Raw genomic sequence first — 24,211 nt, forward strand, 5'->3', positions numbered from 1 at the left:
ACAGAAGAATGAAAAACTGGCTAGGCGCTTTGGGGGTATCATTCGGTTTAGCGCAACCGCTAGCCGCGCAAGATGGCGCCGGGCCGTTATGGTCGGTCACTTGCAGCAATTTGGTGAGTGTAAATGAGCTGGTCTGCGAAATGACCCAAAGCATCGTCCTCAGCGAAAACAATCAAAGGCTGGCTTCGATCGCTTTTGTCAAAACCTCTGGCAAAGACGAAACCGAGGCCGTGCTGACCTTGCCGTTCGGGTTGTCGTTCCCGGAAGGTCTGGTTGCTAAGGTTGATGACGCACAGGTTGCAGAGCTCGAGTTTCTGACCTGCGAAGCGCAAGGCTGTTTGGCTCGTTCTCCCGTTTCGTCAGAATGGGCATCAACGATGCGTGCAGGCGCGCAGTTGCGGATCGAGGCACAGAATTCTTTGGGCGAGCCAATCACATTCGGCTTTGATCTGACGGGGTTCAGCCAGGTCTCCGACCTTCTGCCGTAACTAGAAGTGGTGGGTTTCTTAACCGAATAACTGCACCAGAAACCCAATATGAGAGACTTGCTGAGGACGTCGATGACGAATTGAAATGCTGGTGAGTTCGTCGATACCATCTTCCAGATTCAAACTCGAGCGCGAATCAACAGGTATCGCGATCGAGTTTTATCCTGCATCCGAGGAAAGCTGTTTGCCAAGCAACGCTCTGCCACCAGACTGAATTTCACCGGCCGCAGGACGGCTGCTGCTGTAGGTACGACCCTCGCATCAACTTCCCAAGAAATTTCCCAAGACTCCGAAGGCTTCGTCACGCGTCCTATGACTATTTTTGTGGCATCCTAGAGTTGATGTTGGGTTGCTTCGAAAATTCTCTGATACGGGTTGCTTGCGAAAGCGGTATCCAATGGGTCGGGCGCAAGACTCGGCTGTACATTGGCCAGAACTCCAGATAGAGGGCGGTCCTTACCCATGGATGATGCGCTGAGTTCTAGGCTGCATTTCCCGCCTTACGCAAAGAATACCAACGTGAAAAAAACCATCGCTGACGCGCTTGCCCGCAAGGGTTATTACACTTTGACACAAGTCCAACAGGCTGTGACGCAGCCTGATTTGGAAGGGCGCGATATGTTGGTGTCGGCTCAGACCGGCTCAGGTAAAACCATCGGCTTCGGGCTGGCGATTGCACCACAGATCCTGAGCGACGGTGACACATTTGGGCAGTCTGGTGCCCCCTCGGCTCTGGTTGTTGCGCCGACGCGGGAACTGGCGTTGCAGGTAAAGCGGGAACTGAGCTGGCTCTATGCGGACGCTGGCGCTTATCTGGCGTCCTGCGTTGGTGGTATGGACATGCGTGATGAGCGCCGCGCGCTGGCGCGCGGGGCTCATATTGTTGTCGCGACACCCGGGCGGCTTCGGGACCATATCATGCGCGGGTCCATCGATCTGACTGCGATCCGTGCCGTGGTTCTGGACGAGGCTGATGAAATGCTTGACCTCGGGTTTCGCGAAGATCTGGAGTTCATTTTGGACGAAACTCCTGCTGATCGCCAAACCCTGTTGTTCTCTGCCACCGTTCCGCGCGCCATCGCCAATCTGGCGACAAAGTACCAGCAAGACGCAGCGCGGGTCAGTACGGTAAGCGAACAGACGCAGCATGCCGATATCGAATACCGTGCGATGATGGTTGCCCCGCGGGACGGTGAAAATGCGATCATCAACGTGTTGCGATATTACGAGGCACCGAAAGCCATCGTCTTTTGCAACACGCGGGCAATGGTGTCCCGTTTGACCACGCGGTTGTCCAACCGGGGGTTCTCGGTTGTGGCGCTGTCGGGCGAGCTGACTCAGGGCGAGCGATCCAATGCACTGCAGTCCATGCGGGATGGGCGGGCACGTGTTTGTGTGGCCACAGATGTTGCCGCTCGCGGGATCGACCTGCCGAACCTGGATCTGGTTGTGCATGCCGAATTGCCGAAGACCCATGAAACACTTTTGCACCGTTCAGGACGTACGGGGCGGGCCGGCCGCAAAGGCGTCAGTGCGCTGGTGGTCGAACCGTCCTCGCGCAAAAAGGCTGAACGTATCCTGAAGTTTGCCAAACTCACTGCGGATTGGGGGACGGCGCCATCGGCGGATGAGGTGAACGCGCGCGATCAGGACCGGATGTTTGCCTCAGATGACTGGCAGGTCGAGATCACGGAGAGCGAACGCTCGGCTGTTCAGCATCTGGTCGATACATTTGCGCCGGAACAGATCGCAGCGGCCTATCTGCGCCAGTACAAACTGCGCCATTCGGCACCGGAAGAGTTGGCCTCGGTGACGGCAGAGCGTCCGAAACCGCGTGCGGCTTTTGGACCAAGCGTTTGGTTTTCCTTGTCGGAAGGGCGCAACCAGAACGCATCGCCCCGGCATTTGTTGCCTATGATTTGCAAAGCAGGCGGTTTGACCAAGGATGATATCGGGGCCATCCGAATTGCCGATGATCTTTCTTATGTTGAAATCCGCGAAGACAGTGTTTCCGGTTTTCTGACCGCATTGGGTTCTGAGATGATGATCGAAGGGTCCAAGGAGGTCATGCAACTGGAGGGCGCGCCCGATATCCCGGCCTTTGAGCGGTCCAAGCCGGGGCGCGGTCCCAAGGGAAAACCACGGCCAAAGACCGGTAAACCCGATTGGAAAGAGACCCCGCCGCGCCGCAAGGACGCTTCGAAACCCGACGGTCGCAAACCTCGCGGGTACACGGAGGGTAAGCCGAAACCGGCAAGGCCCGAGCGCACCGACCCCGGCGAAGGTAAGTTTCAGGCTAAAGGCGTCAAATCGAAACCGCGCAGCCCGCGCGATGATAAAGCCAAGGACGGCAAGCCGAAGTTTGGCGGCAAGGTTGCAAAAGGTCCGCCACCTCCAAAGGGTAAACCAAGTAGCAAGAAGAACCGTGCCCGTGCCGCAGCTGCCAAGGCTGGTAAGGGTGGGGATGCGGTGCCGAAACGGCGAAAAAGCTGATTTTGGGCCCGACCTATGGGTCGAGCAACTGGAAAAATTGTGCATCGCGGAGCTGCCGATCTGGCCGCTCCGCGTTTGCGTTTTAGGGTTCAATTCCTTTGCGGCAGGCACCTGACTGGCTCGTAAACCACCCAAAAACCGAGAATTCCTTTACTCGTGCTTCGTATATCTAAATTTCGAAAAACAAAAACTCACCTATGATAATTCCGAATAAGGGGGTTTGTAGGAGGTAACCCTTGATGGGTGGCGCGTCCGCGTGCTTGAATTTTGGTGTCAGCTGGGCGCGCTGCGCCGTTGACCAAAAAAACGGGGGAAGTAACGGCTTTCCGACACTGTTTGTAAGGTGCGCAACTGCCCATGGGCACGGAAGAACGGCACCGCAGACGCCCAACATGGAGACACCAAATGAACAAACTAGCCACGTTACTGGGAGGCGCATCCGCTGTCGTCGCCGGTCCAGCTCTTGCCGCAGACATTGTGATCGGCGTGCCGAACTGGGCCTCGGTGAATGCCACCGCGCATATCCTTGAAGTCGTGATCGAAGAGAACCTGGGCTTGGATGTAGAGCTTCAGAACGGAACAAACCCAATCGTGTTCGAGGCGATGGATTCCGGTGCAATGCACGTTCATCCGGAAGTCTGGATGCCGAACCAGCAGAACCTGCACGACACGTACGTCAAGGACAACGGCACCGTTGTGATGAACGAAAACCCGGTTCAGGCCGAGCAGGGGATGTGCGTTCCGACCTATATCGCCGAGCAGAATGACATCACTTCCATCGATGACCTGAGCGATCCGGACAAGATGGCCATTTTCGACACGGACGGGAACGGAACCCCGGAAGTTTGGATTGGCGCGCCCGGATGGGCCTCGACCGTGGTCGAGAAGATCCGGGCCAAATCCTATGGCTATGACCAGATCTTCGATCTGACTGAATACGAAGAAACCATTGCCTACGCCAACCTTGCGAATGCGACAAAGGCCGGCGAGCCTTGGATCGGGTTCTGCTACAGCCCTCATTATATCTTCGTTACGCAGGACCTGACCGTTTTGGAAGAGCCAGCGCATGATCCGGCCACTTGGACCATCGTGCAGCCCACCGACGACCCGGATTGGCTGAGCAAATCCGAGGCTTCCAGTGCATGGAACGGCGCGACATTGCACCTGCACTATGCCAAGGAGCTGGAGGAGAGTTACCCGGAGGTAGCGGCCCTGTTCCGGAACTACCAGATGCAGGGTGACGACCTGAGCGCGATGGGTAAAGCGCTGGCCGTGGACAATGTCGAAGCGGCTGATTTTGCCAAGCAGTGGGTCGCTGATAACGAAGACACCGTTATCGGTTGGCTGACCAACTAAAGCACGCACTCTTAGGGCCGTCGCGAAAGTTCGCGGCGGCCTTTTGCGTATTTGCCGGGGATAGTCTCCGTAGATGAGGGGCAAATGGACGAACCTGTCGTAAAGCTAGAAAATGTATGGAAAATCTTTGGCGCGAGGGCTGAAGAAGCCATGGCAGCGGTTCGGAGCGAGGGGATTGGAAAACCTGAAGTTCTGGAGAGATTTAACTGCGTCGTCGGGGTGCAAGGCGCGACTTTCGAAGTGCCGCGAGGCGAAATCTTTTGCATCATGGGCCTGTCCGGGTCCGGTAAGTCGACCCTGGTGCGCCACGTCAATCGCCTGATCGAACCGACCGCCGGCAAGATCGAAATCATGGGACGGGATGTCTCCAAAATTTCTGAGGCCGAGCTGCGCCGCATTCGGGCTATGCAGATCGGGATGGTATTTCAGCATATGGCGCTGATGCCGCACCGTTCGGTCCGCGATAATGTCGCCTACCCGCTGGAAATCCGGAAGGTTTCGAAATCGAAACGCTGGGCGGTTTCGGATCACGCCTTGGGGCTGGTGGACCTGACAGGTTACGAAGATCGCCTGCCCAAAGAATTGTCGGGCGGGATGCAGCAGCGGGTGGGGATTGCCCGTGCCCTTGCCTCGGACCCCGAGATTTTGTTGATGGACGAGCCGTTCTCGGCCCTTGACCCCCTGATCCGCCTTCAGCTGCAGGATCAGTTCAAGGCGCTGGTGGCGCAGTTGAAAAAGACCACACTTTTCATCACGCACGATCTGGATGAGGCCATTCGCATTGGCCACCGCATCGCCATCATGAAGGATGGTGTGATCGTGCAGATCGGCACGCCCGAGGACATCGTCATGAACCCTGCGGACGACTATGTGCGCGAATTCGTGCAGGGCATTTCAAAGCTGAAACTGGTCAAGGCGCATTCGATCATGGAGCCGCTGGACAGCTATTCTGGCCCGACCGAGGGCGCGCCGCGCGCGGATGAAGGGGCTGATCTGGACCAGTTGATCGACCTTGCCGTCAATACCGACCTGCCGGTCATCATAACCGATTCAGGCAGTGATGTGGGCGTGGTGACAAAACCGCGACTGCTGCGCGGAATCCAAGGGGGCAAAAATGACTGATGCAACCACCGAACTGAAGGTCACCGCCGCCTCGGATATCGAAGTCGATCGCGAAACGCTGGATCGCTCGATCCACGAATTTGCGGGGCCAAACGGCGAGTATTACGTCAACGCGTTCCACAAAATTCACGATGCGACCAGCGGTATTCCCAATACGTTCAATATCTGGGCAGCTGTTCTGGGGCCGTTCTGGTCGGCCTCTCGTGCGATTTGGGGGATGTTCTGGACGTTCCTGATCCTGGAAATCATCGCATGGGTTCAGATCGGACGCGGTGCCTGGGGGAACCCCGGCGCGGATCTGGCGGAAAGGGCCGAGCGCCAACAGGCCCGCGCCAATGAACTATTGGAGCGTGCTGCTGCCGCCACCGAAAAGGCAGATATCGACCGGTTCAACAAGCTGGCGGCGAATATCCAAAAGGCGGCAGATGCCAGCTTGGAAAAAGCCGCCGCGGCTCAGTCCGAGGCGTTTGGCATCATGGTCACTGGCTTGCTGATGCTGCTGGTTTTCAAGCTGGTGCAAGGGTTTTACGCGGATCGTGTGTACGAAAAGCAATACTCGAACTGGCGGATTAACCCGGACAAGACCGAAAGCGGTCGTTCTACGCGCAACACGGTTCTGGGTGCAGTTCTTGTCGCCGCCATTGGGCCATTGATCGTCTACAAGTTCACCGTTAATGCGTCGCTTCCGCTGCTGGATGCATTCCCCGAACAGCAAGTGTCGGCGATGATCCTGGGCGAAGGCAACGGAACGTTGTTCTCGACTGTAGCAAGCTGGATGGAGGCGCAGATCGACGCTGCCGCTGCGGCGGGTGGTGACGTCTTTGACGGTATCGTGGCTGGCGTGCGATCAGTTCTGGACGCGCTGACGGTTGCCCTGATCGGCTCACCTTGGCCGGTCGTGATGCTGGTGATCTGCGTGACTGCGTGGCGGGCCGCTGGACCTCGGGTGGCGATCTTTACCGCCGCTTCGTTGGCCTATATCGCGCTGCTGGGCTATTGGGATGTCGCGATGGAGACGGTGGCTCTGGTTGGTGCAGCAGTTCTGCTGTGCGTAGTCTTCGGCATCCCCTTGGGTATTTGGTTTGGCAAATCCAAACGCGCCTATCGCGCGGCCGAACCGGTTCTGGACCTGATGCAGACGCTGCCCGCGTTCGTGTACCTGATCCCGATTATTGCCTTCTTTGGCACCGGTAACCCTCCGGGAATTTTGGCCACGATCATCTTTGGTATGCCGCCGGTGATCCGCCTGACGGCCTTGGGGATGCGCGGGGTGCCCGAAAGCATCAAAGAGGCCGCTGTGGCCTTTGGGGCCTCGAAATGGCAGTTGCTCAAGGATGTTGAAATCCCGCTGGCCCTTCCGTCCATTATGACGGGGGTAAACCAGACCATCCTGATGTGTCTGTCGATGGTGGTCATCATCTCGCTGATTGGTGGCGGCGGTCTTGGCAAGGAAATCCTTGAAGCTCTGCAATACGCGGCCAAGGGTCCGGGCCTGCTGGGCGGGTTTGCGATCCTGTTCCTGGCCATGGTCATGGACCGGATCGTCCAGGGTGCCTTCCGGCGAGAAGACGAGAAAATCTGAATTCCAACGCCCCCGGTTCCGATCGGGGGCGTTTTTCTTTGACCGGAGGTGCAAATGGCTGACCGCTATGAACAGTCTATGATGGACAACCTGTATTGGTGGGGCATTCCGACGATGTTCCGCTGTCCAAACGTCGGGCCCGAGGGGCAGGATATCGCTTTGATCGGCGTGCCTCATTCCACCGGCAATGGCACGACTGAGCGGGATCAGCATTTGGGGCCACGCGCATTGCGCCATGTTTCGGCCGTACAACGTCGAGTGCATTCGGTGTTCGAGATTGACCCGTGGACCAGTGCGCGGATCGCCGATGTTGGTGATGTTCCGTTTCCCAAGGCCAATGACAACGAAGACTGCATTGAGCGCATCACCCAATTCTACAAGGATATCGACGCAGCAGGTGCGCGACCCGTGTCAATCGGTGGCGATCACTCAATCACCGGCGGCATCGTTCAGGCGCTCGGTCGTGGGAAACTGGCAGGCGGTGAGCCGATCAGCTTTCTGCATCTGGATGCCCATACAGACGTGTTCACAAAGGTCGATCACTTTCTGGGCGCCAAGAAGTCGGCGGCGCATTGGGGCGCGTATCTGGCCGACCAGGGACAGGTGGACCCCACGCGATCCATGCAGATCGGCCTGCGTGGCCATCCTCGCAGTTTGGATTGGCTGCAACCGTCCTACGACTATGGCTATAACATCGTCACGATGCGCGAGTTTCGCCAGCGCGGGCTTGAGGATGTCGTGGCCCAGACCAAAGAAGTTCTGGGCGACCGACCGGTTTACATCACCTTTGATCTGGACTGCCTCGACCCGACCGTCGCGCCCGCCGTGTCCAATTTGGAACCCGGCGAGAAAGGGTTCGATATAGACGAGGCGGTTGGTATTTTACGCGCCGCGCGCGGGTTGAATATCGTGGGTGGAGACGTGGTTTGCATGATGCCGACCAAGGACAGCCCAAACAACATCACCGCTCTGACGGCAGCAGCGGTCATGTTCGAGATGGTTTCGATGATCGCCGAAAACGTCAGTTAGCGCCGCGCATCAACGGCCTGTGCCAGAACACACAGCAGTTCGAACATCAGCGAAATGCCCAGCCAGGCTGTGCCTCCGTTCGGGTCGAACGGGGGTGATACCTCGACCAGATCGGCACCGATCAGGTTGACCCCGGACACTTGCCGGATCACCTGCTGGGCTTGAAAGCTGTTCGGTCCGCCGATCTCGGGCGTGCCTGTACCGGGCGCATAGGTCGGGTCAACAAAGTCGATGTCATAGGTGCAGTAGGTCGGTTCTGTGCCGACGATGCCACGCACCTCAGCCATCACGTCGTCGATACCCCGATTAAACAGCTCTTCGATGCGGATGATTCGGATGCCCTGCGCCTCACCCCATTCGATGTCTTCGGTGTTGTAGGCAGTCCCGCGGATACCAACCTGCACAAAGCGCTTGGGATCGACCAGGCCTTCTTCGACGGCGCGTCGGAATGGGGTGCCGTGGGTGAACTTGTGACCGCCGAAATAGCCGTCGAACAGGTCCGTGTGGCTGTCGAATTGGATCAGGCCCACCGGGCCATTGGCGGCCAGCGCGCGAAGAACGGGCAGCGTGGTCAGGTGGTCCCCGCCAGCTGTGAGAGGAGTGATGCCTTTGGCGTGCAAGGTCGCATAGAAGTCGGTAACCCGGTTCAGGGTGTCTTCGATATCCACGGGGTTGGGCGCGACATCGCCCAGATCGGCGCAATTGACCAGCGAGAACGGTGCGACACCGGTCACCGGGTTCATCGCCCGGATCATCGTGGAAAAGTCGCGCAACTGCCGCGGCCCATGCCGTGCACCGGGACGATTGGTGGTGCCGCCGTCCCATGGAATGCCGACCAAACCAACCTCAACATCTGAAATGCGGTCGTGTTCCATATCCAGACTTGGCAGGCGCATGAACGAGGGGATGCCGGCAAACCGCGCAAGCTCCATCGCCGATACTGGTTGGAAAAATGAATCGGCCATGGCCCCATCCTTTGCTGTTATTCTCGGTGACCCTAACGGCTCAGATCAGAATACGGAAACGTTTGCGTATTTCGGCATCTTGCTCGGCAGTAAGGTATTGCGGGTGGTGGCTGGTCAGGACCTCTTTGGCGTGGTTGCGGGCGGATGACCACGCGTCCTTTGCCCCATCCTCCTGCCATGTACGCGGCTCTTGCCGGTCGGCGAGTTCGGGGTAGAAGTAATCCCGCTCCATCGCCGCATAGGTGTGTTCGCTGCCAAGGAAATGCCCGTCCCCAAGAACTGACTGGCAGATAGCGTCAAAGCCCAAGTTTTCGTCGGTCACCTCTATCCCGCGCAAAGCCCGATAGGTGTGCGAGTGCATTTCATTGTCCAGTACAAACCCTTCGAAACTGGCCCCCAAAAGGGATGCGGTCATGCCTGAGCTTTCGTAGATCAGATTCCCTCCGGCCAAGGCAGCGGCCAGAGAGGTCATCCCTTTTTCTGCGCCGTACTGCGCGTCGATTGCTTTGGCGTCTGTCATCGAGGCTGCGACGCCCGAAGGCAGACCCAGCCAGTTGGTGATCTGCGCCGAGGCCGCGTTCAAGACGGCGGTTTCTCCGCTGCCACCAGCAAAGGACCCGGTGCGTAGATCCACTATGAAAGGCCAGTTGGAAAACACCATGGGAAAGCCCGGCTTGATCGTGTTGACCATCACAAGGCTCGCCAAAGTCTCGGCCAGCGATTGCGCCAGAAACCCGGCCAGCGTCGCAGGGGCGGTGGCACCGGCCTGCGCTGCCGTGATGCAAGACATCGGGATGTTATGCGCGACGCATTCGTAGACAACGTCCACTGCATCTTCGCCGTAACGCAGCGGCGAAATTACCGGGCTGATATGGGCTTTCAAAAAGGGACGTTTGGCAAATTCGCCCGGACCGCCAGCCACGATGTCCAGCATCTCGACAATGGGCCGGACATGTTCAGCCAGAGTGAAAGACGTCGCCACAGGTTTGGTTGTGTTGCGGACCAGTGCGTAAACCGTGTTGACGTCTAGATCGTACACATCTGGCACGTCCGTCGCCACACAGCATCGGGTGAACCAACTAACATTGGCTAGCGTGTCCTGCAACCGGGTAAAATCGTGCAGGTCGGCAAGCGTCGACGGACGGTAAAGCCCACTGTCGATGTCCAGCGTCTGCACCGCGGCCCCTCCGGTCCCGAAATAGACACGGTCACCTCCCACTGTGATCGAGCGGCTCTGGTCCCTTCCGTGGAACACAAAACTCTTGGCGGCGGTATTGATCGCGCGCTGTACCATTTCGCGCGGAAACAACAGTCGATCCTGCGGGCCATCTTGCGCCCCTGCTGCCCGAAGATCGGCGGCCAGGCGGTCGGGCACATTGCCCATGCCAAGGCGTTCCAACAGCTGCAGAGCGGTGTCGTAAATCCGTTCGATCTCGGCCTGGGTCAGTGGTTTGTACGTCCCGCCTGTCTGACCGGGCGGGCAGGGATCAATGACAGGTTTTGCGGCACGTTGCGCATGCCGTGCTTTTCGTCCACTGCGTTTAGATCCCTCGGATGTCATCCGGCCCGACCCCATATTGCGGTTTTCGGCAGCGTAAGCGGCAGGATAACCCGGCAGCAAAGAAGAAATGCTGTTTTCAGAATCCGAAATCGCAGTTTCGATTTTTCAGGACGCGCATCTGCGCGGTTGTCGCATGAACCCGTTCTTCCGCAAGGTTTGGCCAGACCTAACGGAGCAAAGCCAATGAAGTCGCGCACCCGAGTTGTTGTGATCGGTGGGGGGATCGCCGGATGTTCAACTCTGTATCATCTGACGCAGGAAGGTTGGACCGATGTTGTGTTGGTCGAACGGAATGAGCTGACTTCGGGCACAACATGGCATTCCGCGGCGCAGGTGACCAACTTTGGTATGAACCAGACGATGGTGGGCCTGAAATCGCATTCGATCCGACTGTATAAGGAACTGGCCGACGACCCGGACTATCCGATCAACTATCACCACGGGGACGGCGGGATACGCCTGGCGAATACCGAAGGGCAGATGCAGGGCTATCGCCATTTCGCCTCAATGGCGCGTGGCATGGATGTGCATTTCGAAGTGATTGACGCCGATGAATGCGCGCGGCGACACCCGCTGATTTCAACCGAGAACCTGATCGGCGGGCTGTGGGATCCCTTGGACGGCGACATTGATCCAGCGCAACTGTGTCAGGCTTTGGCCCGTCGCGCCCGCAAAGCCGGAGCCGAGGTGTATCGCAACACGCCTGTCACGGGGCTGGTGCAACACAGCGATGATACATGGACGGTGCAGACCGAGCATGGCGACATTGATTGCGACATCGTCGTCAATGCCTGCGGTTACCGGGTCAACGAAGTCGGGGCCATGATGGGTGTGCACCACCCCGTCTCGTCGATGGAGCATCAGTATTTTCTGACCGAAGAGATACAGGCGATCCGCGATGCCGGGCATCGGATGCCCCTGCTGCGCTGCCCGATCAGTGACTATTATTGTCGACAGGAGAAGAATGGCCTGCTCGTCGGTTTTTACGAACAGGATTGCAAGACCTGGGGGATGGACGGGATTGATCCGAACTTTGTGAATGCCTTGTGCCCGGATGACCTAGATCGGGTAACGGACGTGTTGGAAGGCGCGTTTGCGCGGATGCCTGCTCTGATGGAGGTTGGCATTCATACCGTGGTCAACGGACCGATCACATACACGATCGACGGAGCGCCGTTGGTTGGGCCAATCCCGGGCAAGCGCAACGCCTTTTGCATCATTGGTCTGCGCGCCGGTCTGGGTGAGGGCGGTGGTCACGGTTGGTTGTTGGCCCAGCAGATCGTGCATGGTGAGGCGTGTTATGACACCTGGTGTCTCGACCCTCGGCGCTTTACTGGGCATGCGAATGTAGAGCTGACAGCGCTTAAGGCCATCGAAGACTACCAGAACGAGTTCCGGTTCCACTTTCCGCACGAACATCGCCCCGCTGGGCGTCCGGCCAAGACGACACCTCTGACACCCGTTCTAGCGGCTGAGGGGGCGGAGTTCACAGTGGTCAATGGGTGGGAGAGGGTAGATTACATCAAGCCCGCGCCAGATTTCGAACCAACGCATAGTTTCGATTTTGACGAAACCTTCGACGTAGTCGCCGCCGAGGTTCGGAACATCCAAACCGGCGTCGGTCTGGCCGAAGTGAACGGGTTCAACCGGATTGAAATCACCGGCGCAGATAGGCACGCCTTTCTTGACCGGATGTTTTGCGGTGTCGTAACCCGTCGCGACGGTCGCGTCGGGTTGGGGTATCTTTTGAACCAGCACGGGATGGTCAAAGCCGAAGCCACGGTTGCCAATCTGCCAGCAGGTGACCGGGGGCTAGCGCGCGTTTGGTACGGTTCTGCCGCGGCCAGTGAGTTTCACGACATGGATTGGCTGCGCCTGCACGTTCAGGACGGTGAAGACGTGCACCTGAGAAGCCTCACGAACGATCAGACTATTTTGGTCCTCGCAGGCCCCAAAGCGCGGGATGTGCTGTCGGCTTGCGCGCGTGGGGATTGGTCCGCGGCTGCATTCCCTTGGCTCAGCTTGCGCGAGTGTTTCGTGGGATTTGCCCCAGCCACAGTCATGAACCTGAGCTTTTCTGGAGAGTTGGCTTATGAAATCCACGTGCCCAACGCCTCGCTATACGCTGCATACCTCGCGTTGCGTCAGGCGGGTGAGGCGTTCGGGCTGAAATTGTTCGGCGCACGCGCGGTCGACTCCATGCGGATGGAAAAGAGCTTTCTGCATTGGAAAGGGGACCTGATCACAGAGTTCGACCCGTTTGAGACCGGATTGGACCGGTTTGTTCGGCTAGAGAAAGGTGATTTCGTCGGGCGAGACGCGCTGCTGAAGCGACAATCAGAGGGCCTGAGGAAAAAGCTTGTCGCACTGCAGATCGGCACAACCCGCGGCCCGGCACATCCCGGTGCATCGTTGATGCAAGGTGATCGGGTTGTGGGCACCGTCACCTCGGGTGAATGGGGCCATCGCACGGGCCTGAATCTGGCGCACGCCTTTGTTGACCCAGCGTTGTCTGAGATCGGTTGTGAGATGGAGTTGGATAGCTGCGGGGAACGCGTCCGGGCGACCGTCATTCCGCCGTCCCCCTACGATCCGGGCTTTGATCGGATGAAGGGTTAAGGGGAATTTCACCATTGCCGTGCCGAAGTTTCTCTGCTTCGTTGTTTCGAATAAATCGAAACAATGGTCTATGCCCATGTCCAAATCCCTGAGCCTGAGATGGCTGGAAGTGTTCCAGTTGATTGCCAAGTCCGGGTCGATCCAACAGGTCGCCTCTGAAACCGGGCTGTCGATCAGCACGGTTTCGAACCATCTACGCAGCCTCGAAAAGGCGCTGGGCATCGAGCTGGTCGACCATGGGCGCAGGCCCATGGGGTTGACCCCCGCAGGCGAGGTCTTTTCGCGTTATGTCCGCGATGGTCTGATGGTCCTGAAACGTGGTGAGGCCGAAATCCGCACTGGCAATTGGCAGCATGCAACCGACCTTCGACTGGCACTTATCAACGATTTCGATAACCAGATCGCGCCCGATCTGGTCCGCTTCATGGCGCAGGCTTTGCCACGCTGCAATTTCCGTCATTTCACGCGCCCCAGCCACGAAATCATTGCCAAGCTTGAGGAGCACAAACTGGATGTGGGGGTCGCTACGCGACCGACCGAGCGCACAGAAGGATTGATCGAGTATCCCTTGATGCGTGATCCGTTCATAGTCGTTTTGCCCAACAGCTATAACGGCACGACCGAGGACTTGTTCGATGAGGATGCTAATCTGCCATTGCTGCGGTATTCACGAGACTACATGATCGGAAAGCAGATCGAGACTCAGCTGACCCGCAGCAAGTTCAGTCTGCCGAACAGGTTCGAGCTGGAGTGCAACCAATCCATAATCGGGTTGGTCGCGCAGGGCAGTGGCTGGGCCATAACGACGGCAGCCTGTTTCCATCGAACACAGCGTTTCCATAACAGTGTCAAAGCCATGCCATTCCCGGGCAGAAACTTTGTGCGCACCGTATCGCTGTTCACGACCGAGGTTTATCCCGAGGCGACGTCGGAGCTGCTTCAGAAAGTTCTGGTCAAGCTGATCCGGCAGCATTTTACCCGACCGATGTGCGCCAAACATCCCTGGTTGAAAGATGATTTCCGCACGATGGAGGGTGAGGCGGCCTAGGTTAACGCAGGTTTGCCCAAGGATGGGCGATTGACGATATGCGTCGCCAGTTGCTCACCTTCGGCAGCGGTTTGGTTCTCGACCATATCAATCAACTGTTGGGCCGCTTTGCGCCCCATTTCACGGTGGGGGACATGGACGGTTGTAAGTGCGGGCGAGACAATCCGGGCCAGTTCGATGTCGTCAAATCCGGTGATCGATACGTCGCCGGGCACGTCCAGCCCCATCTCTTGCGCCTGCCGCAAGGCACCAACGGCGAGAACGTCGTTGCCGCAGAGGATCGCGGTTGGCGGCCTTTCGCGCTGCATCAGGTCACGAAATGCGCTGGCACCGTTTTCAATCTCATAAGGGGTTTCGATAAGTGCCAGGGCGTCGGCACCCAGCCTGTTGACCGCGTCGCGAATACCCTCGACCCTCATCCGGGCACGGTCATTGCCTTCGACGATGCCCGAAATCACGCCGATCCGTTTGTGCCCCAGTTGGATCACGTGGCGCGCAAGCTCGAACATGGCCGCGCGGTTGTCAAACCCGACCGAAGGCACCGGGGCCTCTGGTGCATAGGACCAGGCGCTCAGAACCGGGATTTTCCGTTGATTTAGATAGTCATAGATCTTTGGGTCGCGATCATGACCAATGAGCAACAGCCCGTCTGCTCCGCGCGCGATCAGAGTGCGGATTTGTTCCTCTTCAATCTCGGGCTTATAGGCGGAGCTTGAAACAAGCAAAGTGTATCCGCGCTGGTGCAGCTCTTCCTGAAAAGCTTGAAGGCCACGGGCGAAAATCGCGTTCTCCATGGTCGGAATAATCGCACCGATCGTGAAAGACCGTCTGGCGGCCATCACTCGTGCCGCAAAGTTGGGTGTGTATCCTAGTGCATCAACTGCTGTCTGAACGCGCTGGCGTGTTGCTTCGACCACGCGGTCAGGATTGTTGAGGCAACGCGACACCGTTGCCGTCGAAACACCTGCCATCTTGGCAACGTCATCCAAGGTCGGCGCCGACCGAAGTTTCGCCATTTCCAAACCCGCAATTTGCTTTTGCCTATAAGTTTAAACGTATCCGCCGTCCGATGAAAGCAATTATGTAAGCGCTTGCATTTTACATGTAAGCGCTTACAAGTGATGCAGGGCCGAATCCAAAAGGAGTCCAAGAGATGTTTCTGGCTGCATCCATAATCGTGTTTGCCATCTACTTTGCGAACGTGGCGATGGGGGCGTTTGCCAGCAGCGCATTTCTTGGAGACGTGGGAGAAATGTTGGTCCTGTTCGCGGCGTCGATCCTGTTCGTTGTCGCAATTCTGAAAAAAGAGGCTGACCGCGACGCAGAAAGCGACAGCTGAATTTTCGCTTGGGAGGGCACTAAATGAACAACGACAGAAACGAATTGGCGTCGGAAGAGCGTCGCAATTTCCTGAAGCTTAGCGCCAGTGGTGCATTTACGGCTGCTCTGGTCGCCGGGGCAGGGGGCGTATTGTGGTCGTCCGAAGCCGCAGCGCAAACCGCCAAGGAAGAACGCGAGCGCGAGCAAGCCGCCGATCACGTGATGACCGTGGCCACGGCCTATGTGCTGGGTGCATCGCGCAGCTATCCGATCATGCAGCTGGATCTGAAGGAAAACATTCAGAATGCCACCAACGGCAAGGTCTACGTCAAGCTGGCCCCCGGTGGGCAGTTGGGTGCAGGCGGTGCTTTGGTGCAGAAGGTGCAGGGCGGAACTATTCAGGCCGCGCAGCATTCGCTGTCCAATTTCGCGCCATTTGCGTCAACCGTAGACCTGATCAACATGCCGTACCTGTGCGGTTCAAACCAAAAATTCACCAACCTGGTGCACTCGGACACCTGGCAGAACGAGGTGCACCCCAAGGTCGAAGCCGCCGGGTTCAAAGCGCTGTTTTATGTCGTGATCGACCCGCGTGTCGTTGCCGTGCGTCAGGGTGGAAACGCCATCATCACTCCGGGCGATATGAGCGGTATCAAATTCCGCGTTCCGGGATCGAAAATGCTGCAGCAATATTATCGTATGGTCGGTGCAAACCCAACGCCTGTTGCCTGGGGTGAGACCCCCTCGGCCATCAAGCAAGGGGTCGCGGATGCGTTGGATCCCTCGGTTGGCGCGCTGTATGTGTTCGGCTTCAAGGACATCCTCAGCCATGTGACCTTTACGCAGGCCGTGCCTGACAGCCAAGTCTATTCCTGCAATCTGGAATGGTTCAATTCGATGCCGCCGGACGTGCAGGAAGGCATCATGTGGGGGTCGGAAATGACCAGCCACCAAAACCTTGCCAAAGTACCGTCAGCCCGTGCCTATGCAATGGCCGAACTGAACAAGGCTGGTGTGGAATTCCATTCGCTCAGCGCGGATCAACTGGCCGAATGGGAAAGCGTTGGCGGATATCAAAACGCCGATTGGGATCCGTTCAAGACAGAACTGGCCGGATCAATGGACGCCTTCGAGAAACTCGTCGAAGCCGCCGGGACGCAGGGCAAATACTACGTCCACGACGCCTGATCCTAATTTCGCGGACGTCATTCGGGCGTCCGCGTTCACCCCAATTCAGTCAGGCCAAAAAAGGCCCGAAACAGAAGGCTTGCGCCTGACTGTTCTTTCGCCGAGGGACGTGATGACCTTACTTCAAAACATAGACCGCAACGCCGAACGCTGGCTGTTGCTGGTGTTCTACGTGATGCTGGTCATCACCATGGCCATCGAGGTTCTGCGGCGCGAAATTTTTGCCTATTCCTCGATCTGGGGCGAAGAGATCGTCCGGTATTCCTTTATCTATCTCGCCTGGATCGGGGCGGCGGCAGCGGTCAAGGAACGCGCGCATATCCGCATTGATGTGATCATGCATTACCTCGGACCGCGCCCCAAAGCGCTGCTGTATATCTTTGGCGATCTGGTGATGTTCGTCGTGGCTGTCATCGCGCTCTACTGGTCGTATGAGGCGGTTCACGTCTCAGCCAAGTTCGGATCGGTAACGGACGGACTTCGGGTGTCAAAGGTCTGGTTCCTGATGGCGGTCCCGACCGGTTTTGCACTGATGATCTGGCGTCTGATCCAGTCCCTGATGCGTGACCTGAAATGCCTGCGAGACGGAACACCCGTCTTCGAAGGCGACAAGCTGTTTGACTGAGGGAAACGCTGATGCTTTGGAATTCTCTCAACCAAACCGTTGAACTGGGATGGGATTTTTACGTTCCCGTTATCCTGTTTGTTGCCTTGATCGCGATGGCCGTCCCGGTCTGGGCCGCTATTGGTTCAGCCGCAATTGTTATGCTGGTCATGTCCGGGGATCTGCCGCTAAGCCTGGTCGGCGAGAGCCTGTTTACCGGCATCGACGCCTTTGCCCTGACCGCCGTTCCGTTGTTCATCCTGACTGGCGACGTGCTGGTCCGCACCGGGTTGTCGCGAAAATTCTTGGACGTCGCTGAGGCGCTAACCTGCTTTGCCAAGGGCGGCTTCGGTTCAGCCACTGTTCTGGTCTGCGGCATGTTCGCCGCGATTTCGGGCTCGGACGCGGCTGGTGCTGCCGCTGTGGGGCGCATGACGATCAATCGGTTGGTCGAAAGCGGCTATCCGCGCCCCTATGCCTGCGCACTGGTCGCGGCGGGGGCCTGTACCGGCATCCTGATCCCGCCGTCGATTGCGTACATCATTATTGGCCTTGTGCTGGGTATCTCTGCATCGACCCTGTTCCTTGCGGCGCTGATCCCCGGTCTGGCCATTCTGGTCTCGATCCTGATCACCAACATCATCATGAACCGTCTCTACGCCTACGAGGGCGGTGGCATGATGACCATGGGCGAATGGCTGGCCAATCTGGGCAAGGCTTTGAAGTCCGGCTGGTACGCCTTCATCGTGCCCGGCATCATCTTCTATGGTATTTTCTCGGGCCGTCTGACCCCGACCGAGGCCGGTGCGACCGCCGTCGTTGTAACGATCATCATGGGCTTCATTCTGCGCACACTGACACTGGCAGATTTCCCGTCGATGCTGGTCAGTTCCGCCAAGGTGAACGGTGTTATCCTTCCGATCATCGCGTTTTCGGCACCGCTGGCCGAGGCGCTGGCGATCATGGGGGTGCCTCAGGGCTTCGTCGCCTCAGTCACCGCCATGACGGATGATCCCTACCTGCTGATCCTTTTGATGATTGGCATCCTAATCGCTGCGGGCTGCGTCATGGAAACGACGCCAAACATCGTTATCCTTGCGCCGATCCTGAAGCCGTTAGCGGACAATATCGGCATGAACGAGATCCAGTTCTGTATCATGATGATCACCGCGTTGGGCGTCGGGTTCATCACCCCGCCGCTGGGCCTGAACCTGTTCGTCGTATCTGGTATTACGGGTGAGTCCATTCTGAAGATTGCCGCCCGGGCCGTGCCTTTCGTACTGACGATGCTGATCGTTGTTCTTCTGATCGCCTACGTTCCGGCGGTCTCGACCACCTTGCTACCTGAAATCTACCAATAGGACCTGCTGACCATGCCTCGTGACTATCTGAAAAAGGCGACCCTGACGGCGCAATCCCATGCCTCCGAGGTGCATGATACGGTCAAGACCATCCTGGCCGATATCGAGGCCGGTGGTAATGCCAAGGCGCTGGAGTACGCGGCCAAGTTCGACAAGTTCGAAGGCAATGTCCTGATGACTCAGGACGAAATCGACGCGGCAATTGCGAAGGTGCCGGAAAAGCTCAAGGCCGACATCCGCTTCGCCCACGACAATGTGCGCCGTTTTGCTGAAACGCAGAAAGCCACTGTGTCTGATGTGCAGATGGAGATTGTGCCCGGCTTCATCGCTGGTCAGAAGGCTATCCCGGTCGACGCCGCGGGGTGTTATGTACCCGGGGGCCGCTATAGCCACATCGCCAGCGCCATCATGACGGTGACCACGGCCAAAGTTGCCGGTTGCCGCCATATCACCGCCTGCTCGCCGCCCCGGCCGGGTGAGGGTGTTGCGCCCGCAATCGTCTACGCGGCACATATCTGCGGGGCGGACAGCATTCTTGCGATGGGTGGTGTTCAGGGAGTGGCTGCGATGACCTATGGATTGTTCGGTCTGCCGCGCGCGAACATCCTAGTGGGTCCGGGCAACCAGTTCGTCGCTGAAGCCAAGCGTATACTCTACGGCAAAGTCGGCATCGACATGATTGCGGGCCCGACCGACAGTTTGATCCTGGCGGATGGTTCAGCAGATGCGATGGTGGTGGCCACCGACTTGGTGAGCCAGGCCGAGCATGGCTATAACTCACCTGTCTGGCTGGTGACAGATGACCGCAATCTGGCGCAGAAAGTCATGGAATTGGTGCCGACATTGATCGACGACCTTCCCGAACTGAACCGCGAAAACGCTGCCGCAGCGTGGCGCGACTATGCCGAGGTCATTGTCTGCTCGGATCGCGAAGAAATGGCAGCCTGCTCTGACGAATACGCGCCCGAGCACCTGACCGTTCAGGCCGAGGATTTGGATTGGTGGCTGGGCCGCCTCACATGCTATGGGTCATTGTTTCTGGGCGAAGAAACAACGGTGTCTTATGGTGACAAGGCGACGGGCACGAACCATGTGCTGCCGACCTCTGGCGCGGCCAGCTACACCGGCGGTTTGAGCGTCCACAAGTACATGAAGATCGTGACCTGGCAGCGCGCCACGCGCGAAGGGTCAAAATCCATCGCCGAGGCAACCGCGCGTATCTCGCGTCTTGAAGGGATGGAGGGGCATGCCCGCGCGGCTGATATTCGATTGGCAAAGTACTTCCCCGACGAACAGTTCGACCTGACCGCCGATGGATGACCCGCGTGCGTTGTTTGATCTGACGAGGCGGGTCGCTTGTGTCACCGGGGCAAGCTCGGGCCTTGGCCGACGGGTTGCGCTGGTGCTGGCTGCCGCTGGCGCGCGTGTGGTCGGCGTGGCGCGTCGGGCAGAGGCATTGGCCGAACTGAAGGCTGAAGCTGGCGACAACGTAGAGACTGTTGCCGCCGACGTTGCGGACCGGTCCGGCATTGAAAAGCTGGTTGATCAGATCGCCCAACCCTTTGGCGCACCGGATATCGTTGTCCATGCTGCGGGTATCAACACACGCGAAATGGCTGATGATGTGACTGCCCAAGGCTGGGACCAGACGCTGGCGCTGAACCTGAGCGCGCCGTTCTTTCTGAGCCAGGCCATGGTGCCAATGATGAAATCCAAAGGGTGGGGTCGGATCGTGAATTTCGCCTCGTTGCAGACCACCCGCGCTTTTCCCGGCGGTATCGCTTACGGGGCCAGCAAGGCCGGGGTGGGCCAGTTGACCAGGGCCATGGCCGAAGCGTGGTCGTCGCATGGCATCACGGCCAACGCGATTGGGCCGGGTTTCTTCCCGACCGAGCTGACCCAGACCGTGTTTGATGACCCTGACCGCGCCGCCCGCAACGCGGCGCAAACCTGTACGAACCGAAATGGACGTCTGCAGGACATAGATGGCCCGATCCTGTTCCTGTGCTCACCTGCCTCTGACTATGTCACCGGGCAAGTGCTGATGGTTGATGGAGGATTCACGGCGAAATGAAAGCGGTTGTGTATCAAGGTGTTGAAACTCTGGCCTACGAGGATGTCCCCGACGCCACACCGGCATTCGGTGAGCATCTGATCCGGATCGAGGCCGTCGGAATTTGCGGCTCGGACATGCATGCTTACCTGGGGCACGATGCGCGCCGTCCTGCGCCTCTTATACTGGGGCATGAGGCTGCAGGTACCATCGTTGGCGGCCCACGCGACGGGGCACGTGTGACGATCAACCCACTGGTGACGTGTGGCGTTTGCCCGGCCTGCAAAGCCGGACGGGAAAACCTGTGCCCGGATCGCCAGATTATCTCGATGCCGCCGCGCGAAGGGGCCTTTGCCCAGTTTGTCGCCATGCCAGAATTCAACCTCGTCGAGGTGCCGGATCACGTGAGTTTTGAACAAGCTGCGCTGGCCGAACCGCTGGCCGTCAGCTGGCACGCCGTCCGTTTGGGCCTTGAGGCGCTGCACCCCGCGATGGACCGACAAGCCCTTGTAATCGGTGGCGGTGCGATCGGGGTTGCCGCGGCCTTGGCACTGAACGCCTCGGATGTTCAGGATGTGGTCATCGTTGAGCCGAACGCGGCAAGGCGGGCTTACCTGCAAAGGTTTGGCGCATTCCGTGCATTGGAGGCCACCACTGAAAGTTTCGCGCTGGTGATCGACGCGGTGGGGTATTCCGCAACCCGTGCCGCCGCCTCACAATTGGTCGCGCCGGGTGGTGTGATTGCTCATGTTGGCCTTGGCGAAGACACCGGTGGTCTGGATGTGCGCCGTATGACCTTGCAGGAAATCACATTTATCGGCACCTATACGTATACAGCCGAGGATTTTCGCAACACCGCGCAAGCCATTTTCGATGGGCGTTTAGGTGCGCTGGACTGGATCGAACAGCGCGCTTTGTCTGACGCACCAGATGCGTTTCGGGAATTACGGAGCGGCGCGGTTGCCGCCCCCAAGATCATCCTCGCACCCTGGGATTAGACCGGGCAGAAACGGAGGTAATCATGTATAAGAAAATTCTGGTACCAATGGCATTGGATCATGGAATTTCCCCGCACACGCTGGAAGTTGCGCAGGCCTTGTCGGCCGAAGGGGCCGAAATCGTCGCTCTGCATGTCTATGAGATGCCACAGGGGAGCGTGAGCGCTTATCTCGACAAAGATGTGGTTGCCGAAGGGTTCCGCGACGCGCGCAATCTGCTGCGTGACAAGGTTTCAGGGCTAGAAGGTGTTCAACCCGAAATCGTCAAAGGGCACACAGCCCGGACCATCATCGACTATGCAACAGACAACAGCTTTGACTGTATCGTCATCGGCTCACACAAGCCGGGCATCAGCGACTACTTTCTTGGATCGACCGCCTCGCGCGTCGTCCGTCACGCGCCTTGCGCCGTGCATGTGCACCGCAGGCTATAACCCGTCAATCGCGCCTCGTGCGCCCCATACAGGACTGACATATCGGATATGAACATAGACAAGAAGATCACCGACGATCTGGTGGCCAACGACATCTCGTTCGTCACCACGGTTCCGTGCAAGCAATTGGCCGGGGTCATCGCGGAAATCGACGAGCGAGATGGTATCTATCACATTCCCTCGAACAAAGAGGACGAAGGGATGGGCCTGTGCGCTGGTGCCTGGATGGGTGGAAAACGACCCGCCATCATCATGCAGAACACGGCCATCGGCGTGACCATCAACACGCTTGCAACGCTGATTCAGTACTACCGAATGCCGTTGCCGATGCTGATTTCGTACCGAGGTGAACTGCGCGAGCCGATCGCCTGTCAGGTCGAAATGGCGGTTCACACCAAGGCGCTGCTGGCGCAGCTGAACATCCCGACCTATCACTTCCACAATCAGGAAGATGTCGCGGAACTGGACGCAATCTTGAAATACACCTTCATGTGCAACAAGCCGGTCGCCATTCTGACCGATGCCAATTTCTGGGGAGGCTACGGCGACCAATGATACGTTCTGAAATCCTGAAAGAAATCGCGCCGATCCTGCGGGACCAGCTTGTGGTATGTAACATTGGTATTCCCAGCCAGGAATTGCATGCGATCGACGATCAGCCGACCAATTTTTACATGCTGGGCACAATGGGTCTGGCCTCATCCATCGGTCTGGGGCTGGCTCTGTCGCAACCTGAGCCGGTGATCGTAATCGATGGTGACGGGTCGGTTCTGACTAACCTAGGCACGCTGCCAACCATCGCGAACAATGTGGCTGACAACTACATCCTGCTGATCGTCGACAATGGCTCTTACGGTTCGACCGGGGATCAGCCCACTTATGCGGGACAGAAAACCTCATTGGCGAAAATGGCCGAGGCGGCTGGCTGCGACCGGGTCATCGAGTGTCAGGCCGAAGACACAGGGCGCGTTCTGCAAGAGGCATTGGACGCCAAACAGATGACGATCATCGTCAGTAAATGTGACAGCGGAAACGCCAAGATGCCGCCGATCACGATGGACCCGGTGGTGATCCGCGACCGGTTCATGAAGGCGGTGCAAGCAGGCTAAGTGCGGCACCCGAACTCAAACGCCGCCCATTCCAGGGCGGCGTTTTCCTTGCTGCAGGTTAGGCAAGCCAGGTTCAGCGGACGGGCAGTCTTGGCAGGAACCGGCTGGTCGATACGTCAGAATCGATAAGTCGCCCCAATCACAGGCCCCGATTGCGAGAACTTGAAATCGTTTCCGTTGATTTCATGATCGAATGAGATGTAGCGGTATCCGAGCCGAAGCAGCCATCGTTCGTTGATTGCATAGTCGGCCGTCAGCAACACCTGCCAGGTTTCACTGTCATTGGTGAAGCCGCCATAGTCAAAAAAGCCGGTGCCCGACCACCTGTCGTTAAAGGCCGTGCGAGCTCTGATCCCGATCACCGGATCAGTCCAGTTGGAGTTTACGTTGACAGATCGACCTGGTGCGGTGCCGGGCAGCACGGTGAAGCCTGTTTCTGTTTTGAACCAACGGAAACCACCAGCCACGTCGACCAGGGTCGTATCGCTTGAATAGACTCGGTAGCCAAGGTAGCCGCTAAAGAACTGAGTGGTGAGGGCGGTTTCAACCCCTGAGCTGACGCCCCCCGGAGTGTCATTGCTGAACGTCAAATCCGTATAGTTATAGTCCGCCAGAATCGACCAGCGCCCGTTCGTAGCAGAAAAGGTGCCCATAAACGCCAAGTCAAGATTTTCCAGCGCGTCCGAGAAACTGAGCGTACCTTCCACCTTGCCCCGTGCCGTTTGCTGAGAGACGTCTGTTTCGGGCGTAAACAGATAGATGGTCGCCGCATAGGACCAATCGGACAGTTGCGCCCACGAGGCCGTGGCCATTGGCATGTAGGACGCCGCTGCAATTGCGGCAGTTGTCAAAAACCTCTTCAAGACCATTTTGCCCCTCCA

General features: G+C 58.0%; 22 protein-coding genes. 18 read left to right on the top strand and 4 right to left on the bottom strand.

All coding sequences use genetic code 11. The features are described 5' to 3' along the window. Positions 1 to 8: 8 nt before the first annotated feature. The 6 genes from GOV53_RS17895 (at position 9) to GOV53_RS17920 (ending at position 8,070) form a co-directional block, all read left to right on the top strand. On the top strand, positions 9 to 488 hold the full coding sequence (locus GOV53_RS17895; protein WP_302477707.1) for an invasion associated locus B family protein: 480 nt from the start codon (positions 9 to 11) through the stop codon (positions 486 to 488). A 519-nt stretch (positions 489 to 1,007) separates the two neighbouring features. Further along, entirely contained in the window at positions 1,008 to 2,981 is a 1,974-nt protein-coding gene (locus GOV53_RS17900) for a DEAD/DEAH box helicase (protein WP_367648799.1), read from the top strand. A 405-nt stretch (positions 2,982 to 3,386) separates the two neighbouring features. Further along, complete coding sequence (locus GOV53_RS17905; RefSeq protein WP_170468941.1) at positions 3,387 to 4,337, top strand: ABC transporter substrate-binding protein; 951 nt, start codon at positions 3,387 to 3,389, stop codon at positions 4,335 to 4,337. An 84-nt stretch (positions 4,338 to 4,421) separates the two neighbouring features. Continuing rightward, positions 4,422 to 5,459, top strand: a complete 1,038-nt coding sequence (locus tag GOV53_RS17910) for a quaternary amine ABC transporter ATP-binding protein (RefSeq protein ID WP_170468944.1) — start codon at positions 4,422 to 4,424, stop codon at positions 5,457 to 5,459. Further along, a complete protein-coding gene (locus GOV53_RS17915; protein WP_170427209.1) occupies positions 5,452 to 7,041 on the top strand; it encodes an ABC transporter permease in 1,590 nt (529 codons plus the stop codon). The genes GOV53_RS17910 and GOV53_RS17915 overlap by 8 nt, the downstream gene beginning before the upstream one ends. Positions 7,042 to 7,095: 54 nt before the next feature. Next, positions 7,096 to 8,070, top strand: a complete 975-nt coding sequence (locus GOV53_RS17920) for an arginase family protein (RefSeq protein WP_170468947.1) — start codon at positions 7,096 to 7,098, stop codon at positions 8,068 to 8,070. On the opposite strand, the gene GOV53_RS17925 is transcribed toward GOV53_RS17920, so the two are convergent. Both GOV53_RS17925 and GOV53_RS17930 read right to left on the bottom strand, forming a co-directional pair. Next, positions 8,067 to 9,035: an agmatinase gene (locus GOV53_RS17925; protein ID WP_170468949.1), complete on the bottom strand. Its 969-nt coding sequence runs from the start codon at positions 9,033 to 9,035 to the stop codon at positions 8,067 to 8,069. The two genes, GOV53_RS17920 and GOV53_RS17925, sit on opposite strands and share 4 nt — an antisense overlap. A 40-nt stretch (positions 9,036 to 9,075) precedes the next feature. Then, positions 9,076 to 10,596, bottom strand: coding sequence for a trimethylamine methyltransferase family protein (locus GOV53_RS17930; protein ID WP_170468952.1), 1,521 nt, complete (start codon positions 10,594 to 10,596; stop codon positions 9,076 to 9,078). A 183-nt stretch (positions 10,597 to 10,779) separates the two neighbouring features. Between GOV53_RS17930 and GOV53_RS17935 the strand changes: the two genes are divergently transcribed. Together GOV53_RS17935 and GOV53_RS17940 are read left to right on the top strand one after the other, a co-directional pair. After that, on the top strand, positions 10,780 to 13,215 hold the full coding sequence (locus tag GOV53_RS17935; protein ID WP_170468955.1) for a GcvT family protein: 2,436 nt from the start codon (positions 10,780 to 10,782) through the stop codon (positions 13,213 to 13,215). A 76-nt stretch (positions 13,216 to 13,291) separates the two neighbouring features. Next, positions 13,292 to 14,263 carry a LysR family transcriptional regulator gene (locus GOV53_RS17940; RefSeq protein WP_170468958.1) on the top strand — a complete coding sequence of 324 codons (972 nt, stop codon included), beginning with the start codon at positions 13,292 to 13,294 and terminating at the stop codon, positions 14,261 to 14,263. Here GOV53_RS17940 and GOV53_RS17945 read toward each other — a convergent pair. After that, positions 14,260 to 15,279, bottom strand: a complete 1,020-nt coding sequence (locus GOV53_RS17945) for a LacI family DNA-binding transcriptional regulator (RefSeq protein WP_170468962.1) — start codon at positions 15,277 to 15,279, stop codon at positions 14,260 to 14,262. The two genes, GOV53_RS17940 and GOV53_RS17945, sit on opposite strands and share 4 nt — an antisense overlap. A gap of 137 nt (positions 15,280 to 15,416) precedes the next feature. On the opposite strand from GOV53_RS17945, the gene GOV53_RS17950 reads away from it, so the two are divergent. The 10 genes from GOV53_RS17950 (at position 15,417) to comE (ending at position 23,330) form a co-directional block, all read left to right on the top strand. Further along, positions 15,417 to 15,602 (top strand): hypothetical protein, encoded by a 186-nt coding sequence (locus GOV53_RS17950; RefSeq protein ID WP_170427202.1) that lies wholly within the window; start codon positions 15,417 to 15,419, stop codon positions 15,600 to 15,602. Positions 15,603 to 15,625: 23 nt separating this feature from the next. Next, positions 15,626 to 16,771 (top strand): TRAP transporter substrate-binding protein, encoded by a 1,146-nt coding sequence (locus tag GOV53_RS17955; protein ID WP_170427201.1) that lies wholly within the window; start codon positions 15,626 to 15,628, stop codon positions 16,769 to 16,771. A 112-nt stretch (positions 16,772 to 16,883) separates the two neighbouring features. Next, positions 16,884 to 17,396, top strand: coding sequence for a TRAP transporter small permease (locus tag GOV53_RS17960; RefSeq protein WP_170427200.1), 513 nt, complete (start codon positions 16,884 to 16,886; stop codon positions 17,394 to 17,396). Positions 17,397 to 17,407: 11 nt separating this feature from the next. Then, positions 17,408 to 18,736 (top strand): TRAP transporter large permease, encoded by a 1,329-nt coding sequence (locus GOV53_RS17965; protein WP_170427199.1) that lies wholly within the window; start codon positions 17,408 to 17,410, stop codon positions 18,734 to 18,736. A gap of 12 nt (positions 18,737 to 18,748) precedes the next feature. Next, positions 18,749 to 20,056 carry a histidinol dehydrogenase gene (gene hisD / locus GOV53_RS17970; protein ID WP_170468965.1) on the top strand — a complete coding sequence of 436 codons (1,308 nt, stop codon included), beginning with the start codon at positions 18,749 to 18,751 and terminating at the stop codon, positions 20,054 to 20,056. Then, positions 20,049 to 20,810 (top strand): SDR family NAD(P)-dependent oxidoreductase, encoded by a 762-nt coding sequence (locus tag GOV53_RS17975; RefSeq protein ID WP_170468968.1) that lies wholly within the window; start codon positions 20,049 to 20,051, stop codon positions 20,808 to 20,810. Before hisD ends, GOV53_RS17975 begins: the two co-directional genes overlap by 8 nt. Beyond that, a complete protein-coding gene (locus GOV53_RS17980; RefSeq protein WP_170468971.1) occupies positions 20,807 to 21,787 on the top strand; it encodes an alcohol dehydrogenase catalytic domain-containing protein in 981 nt (326 codons plus the stop codon). Before GOV53_RS17975 ends, GOV53_RS17980 begins: the two co-directional genes overlap by 4 nt. A gap of 23 nt (positions 21,788 to 21,810) precedes the next feature. Next, a complete protein-coding gene (locus tag GOV53_RS17985; protein ID WP_170468974.1) occupies positions 21,811 to 22,221 on the top strand; it encodes a universal stress protein in 411 nt (136 codons plus the stop codon). Between the two features lie 48 nt (positions 22,222 to 22,269). Further along, positions 22,270 to 22,776 (top strand): sulfopyruvate decarboxylase subunit alpha, encoded by a 507-nt coding sequence (gene comD / locus GOV53_RS17990; protein ID WP_170427194.1) that lies wholly within the window; start codon positions 22,270 to 22,272, stop codon positions 22,774 to 22,776. Continuing rightward, entirely contained in the window at positions 22,773 to 23,330 is a 558-nt protein-coding gene (gene comE, locus GOV53_RS17995) for a sulfopyruvate decarboxylase subunit beta (RefSeq protein WP_170468977.1), read from the top strand. Before comD ends, comE begins: the two co-directional genes overlap by 4 nt. Before the next feature lie 116 nt (positions 23,331 to 23,446). Here comE and GOV53_RS18000 read toward each other — a convergent pair whose 3' ends face one another. Beyond that, complete coding sequence (locus GOV53_RS18000) at positions 23,447 to 24,199, bottom strand: outer membrane protein (RefSeq protein ID WP_254439327.1); 753 nt, start codon at positions 24,197 to 24,199, stop codon at positions 23,447 to 23,449. Positions 24,200 to 24,211: the final 12 nt, after the last annotated feature.

This window comes from Ruegeria arenilitoris, from assembly GCF_013035315.1.
Taxonomy (GTDB): domain Bacteria; phylum Pseudomonadota; class Alphaproteobacteria; order Rhodobacterales; family Rhodobacteraceae; genus Ruegeria; species Ruegeria arenilitoris_D.

Excerpts from the sequence above, each read along its gene's own strand:
- GOV53_RS17895 (WP_302477707.1), top strand. The coding sequence starts at position 9 with ATGAAAAACTGGCTAGGCGCTTTGGGGGTATCATTCGGTTTAGCGCAA.
- GOV53_RS17905 (WP_170468941.1), top strand. The coding sequence starts at position 3,387 with ATGAACAAACTAGCCACGTTACTGGGAGGCGCATCCGCTGTCGTCGCC.
- GOV53_RS17910 (WP_170468944.1), top strand. The coding sequence starts at position 4,422 with ATGGACGAACCTGTCGTAAAGCTAGAAAATGTATGGAAAATCTTTGGC.
- GOV53_RS17915 (WP_170427209.1), top strand. The coding sequence starts at position 5,452 with ATGACTGATGCAACCACCGAACTGAAGGTCACCGCCGCCTCGGATATC.
- GOV53_RS17920 (WP_170468947.1), top strand. The coding sequence starts at position 7,096 with ATGGCTGACCGCTATGAACAGTCTATGATGGACAACCTGTATTGGTGG.
- GOV53_RS17925 (WP_170468949.1), bottom strand. The coding sequence starts at position 9,035 with ATGGCCGATTCATTTTTCCAACCAGTATCGGCGATGGAGCTTGCGCGG.
- GOV53_RS17930 (WP_170468952.1), bottom strand. The coding sequence starts at position 10,596 with ATGACATCCGAGGGATCTAAACGCAGTGGACGAAAAGCACGGCATGCG.
- GOV53_RS17935 (WP_170468955.1), top strand. The coding sequence starts at position 10,780 with ATGAAGTCGCGCACCCGAGTTGTTGTGATCGGTGGGGGGATCGCCGGA.
- GOV53_RS17940 (WP_170468958.1), top strand. The coding sequence starts at position 13,292 with ATGTCCAAATCCCTGAGCCTGAGATGGCTGGAAGTGTTCCAGTTGATT.
- GOV53_RS17945 (WP_170468962.1), bottom strand. The coding sequence starts at position 15,279 with ATGGCGAAACTTCGGTCGGCGCCGACCTTGGATGACGTTGCCAAGATG.
- GOV53_RS17950 (WP_170427202.1), top strand. The coding sequence starts at position 15,417 with ATGTTTCTGGCTGCATCCATAATCGTGTTTGCCATCTACTTTGCGAAC.
- GOV53_RS17955 (WP_170427201.1), top strand. The coding sequence starts at position 15,626 with ATGAACAACGACAGAAACGAATTGGCGTCGGAAGAGCGTCGCAATTTC.
- GOV53_RS17960 (WP_170427200.1), top strand. The coding sequence starts at position 16,884 with ATGACCTTACTTCAAAACATAGACCGCAACGCCGAACGCTGGCTGTTG.
- GOV53_RS17965 (WP_170427199.1), top strand. The coding sequence starts at position 17,408 with ATGCTTTGGAATTCTCTCAACCAAACCGTTGAACTGGGATGGGATTTT.
- hisD (WP_170468965.1), top strand. The coding sequence starts at position 18,749 with ATGCCTCGTGACTATCTGAAAAAGGCGACCCTGACGGCGCAATCCCAT.
- GOV53_RS17975 (WP_170468968.1), top strand. The coding sequence starts at position 20,049 with ATGGATGACCCGCGTGCGTTGTTTGATCTGACGAGGCGGGTCGCTTGT.
- GOV53_RS17980 (WP_170468971.1), top strand. The coding sequence starts at position 20,807 with ATGAAAGCGGTTGTGTATCAAGGTGTTGAAACTCTGGCCTACGAGGAT.
- GOV53_RS17985 (WP_170468974.1), top strand. The coding sequence starts at position 21,811 with ATGTATAAGAAAATTCTGGTACCAATGGCATTGGATCATGGAATTTCC.
- comD (WP_170427194.1), top strand. The coding sequence starts at position 22,270 with ATGAACATAGACAAGAAGATCACCGACGATCTGGTGGCCAACGACATC.
- comE (WP_170468977.1), top strand. The coding sequence starts at position 22,773 with ATGATACGTTCTGAAATCCTGAAAGAAATCGCGCCGATCCTGCGGGAC.
- GOV53_RS18000 (WP_254439327.1), bottom strand. The coding sequence starts at position 24,199 with ATGGTCTTGAAGAGGTTTTTGACAACTGCCGCAATTGCAGCGGCGTCC.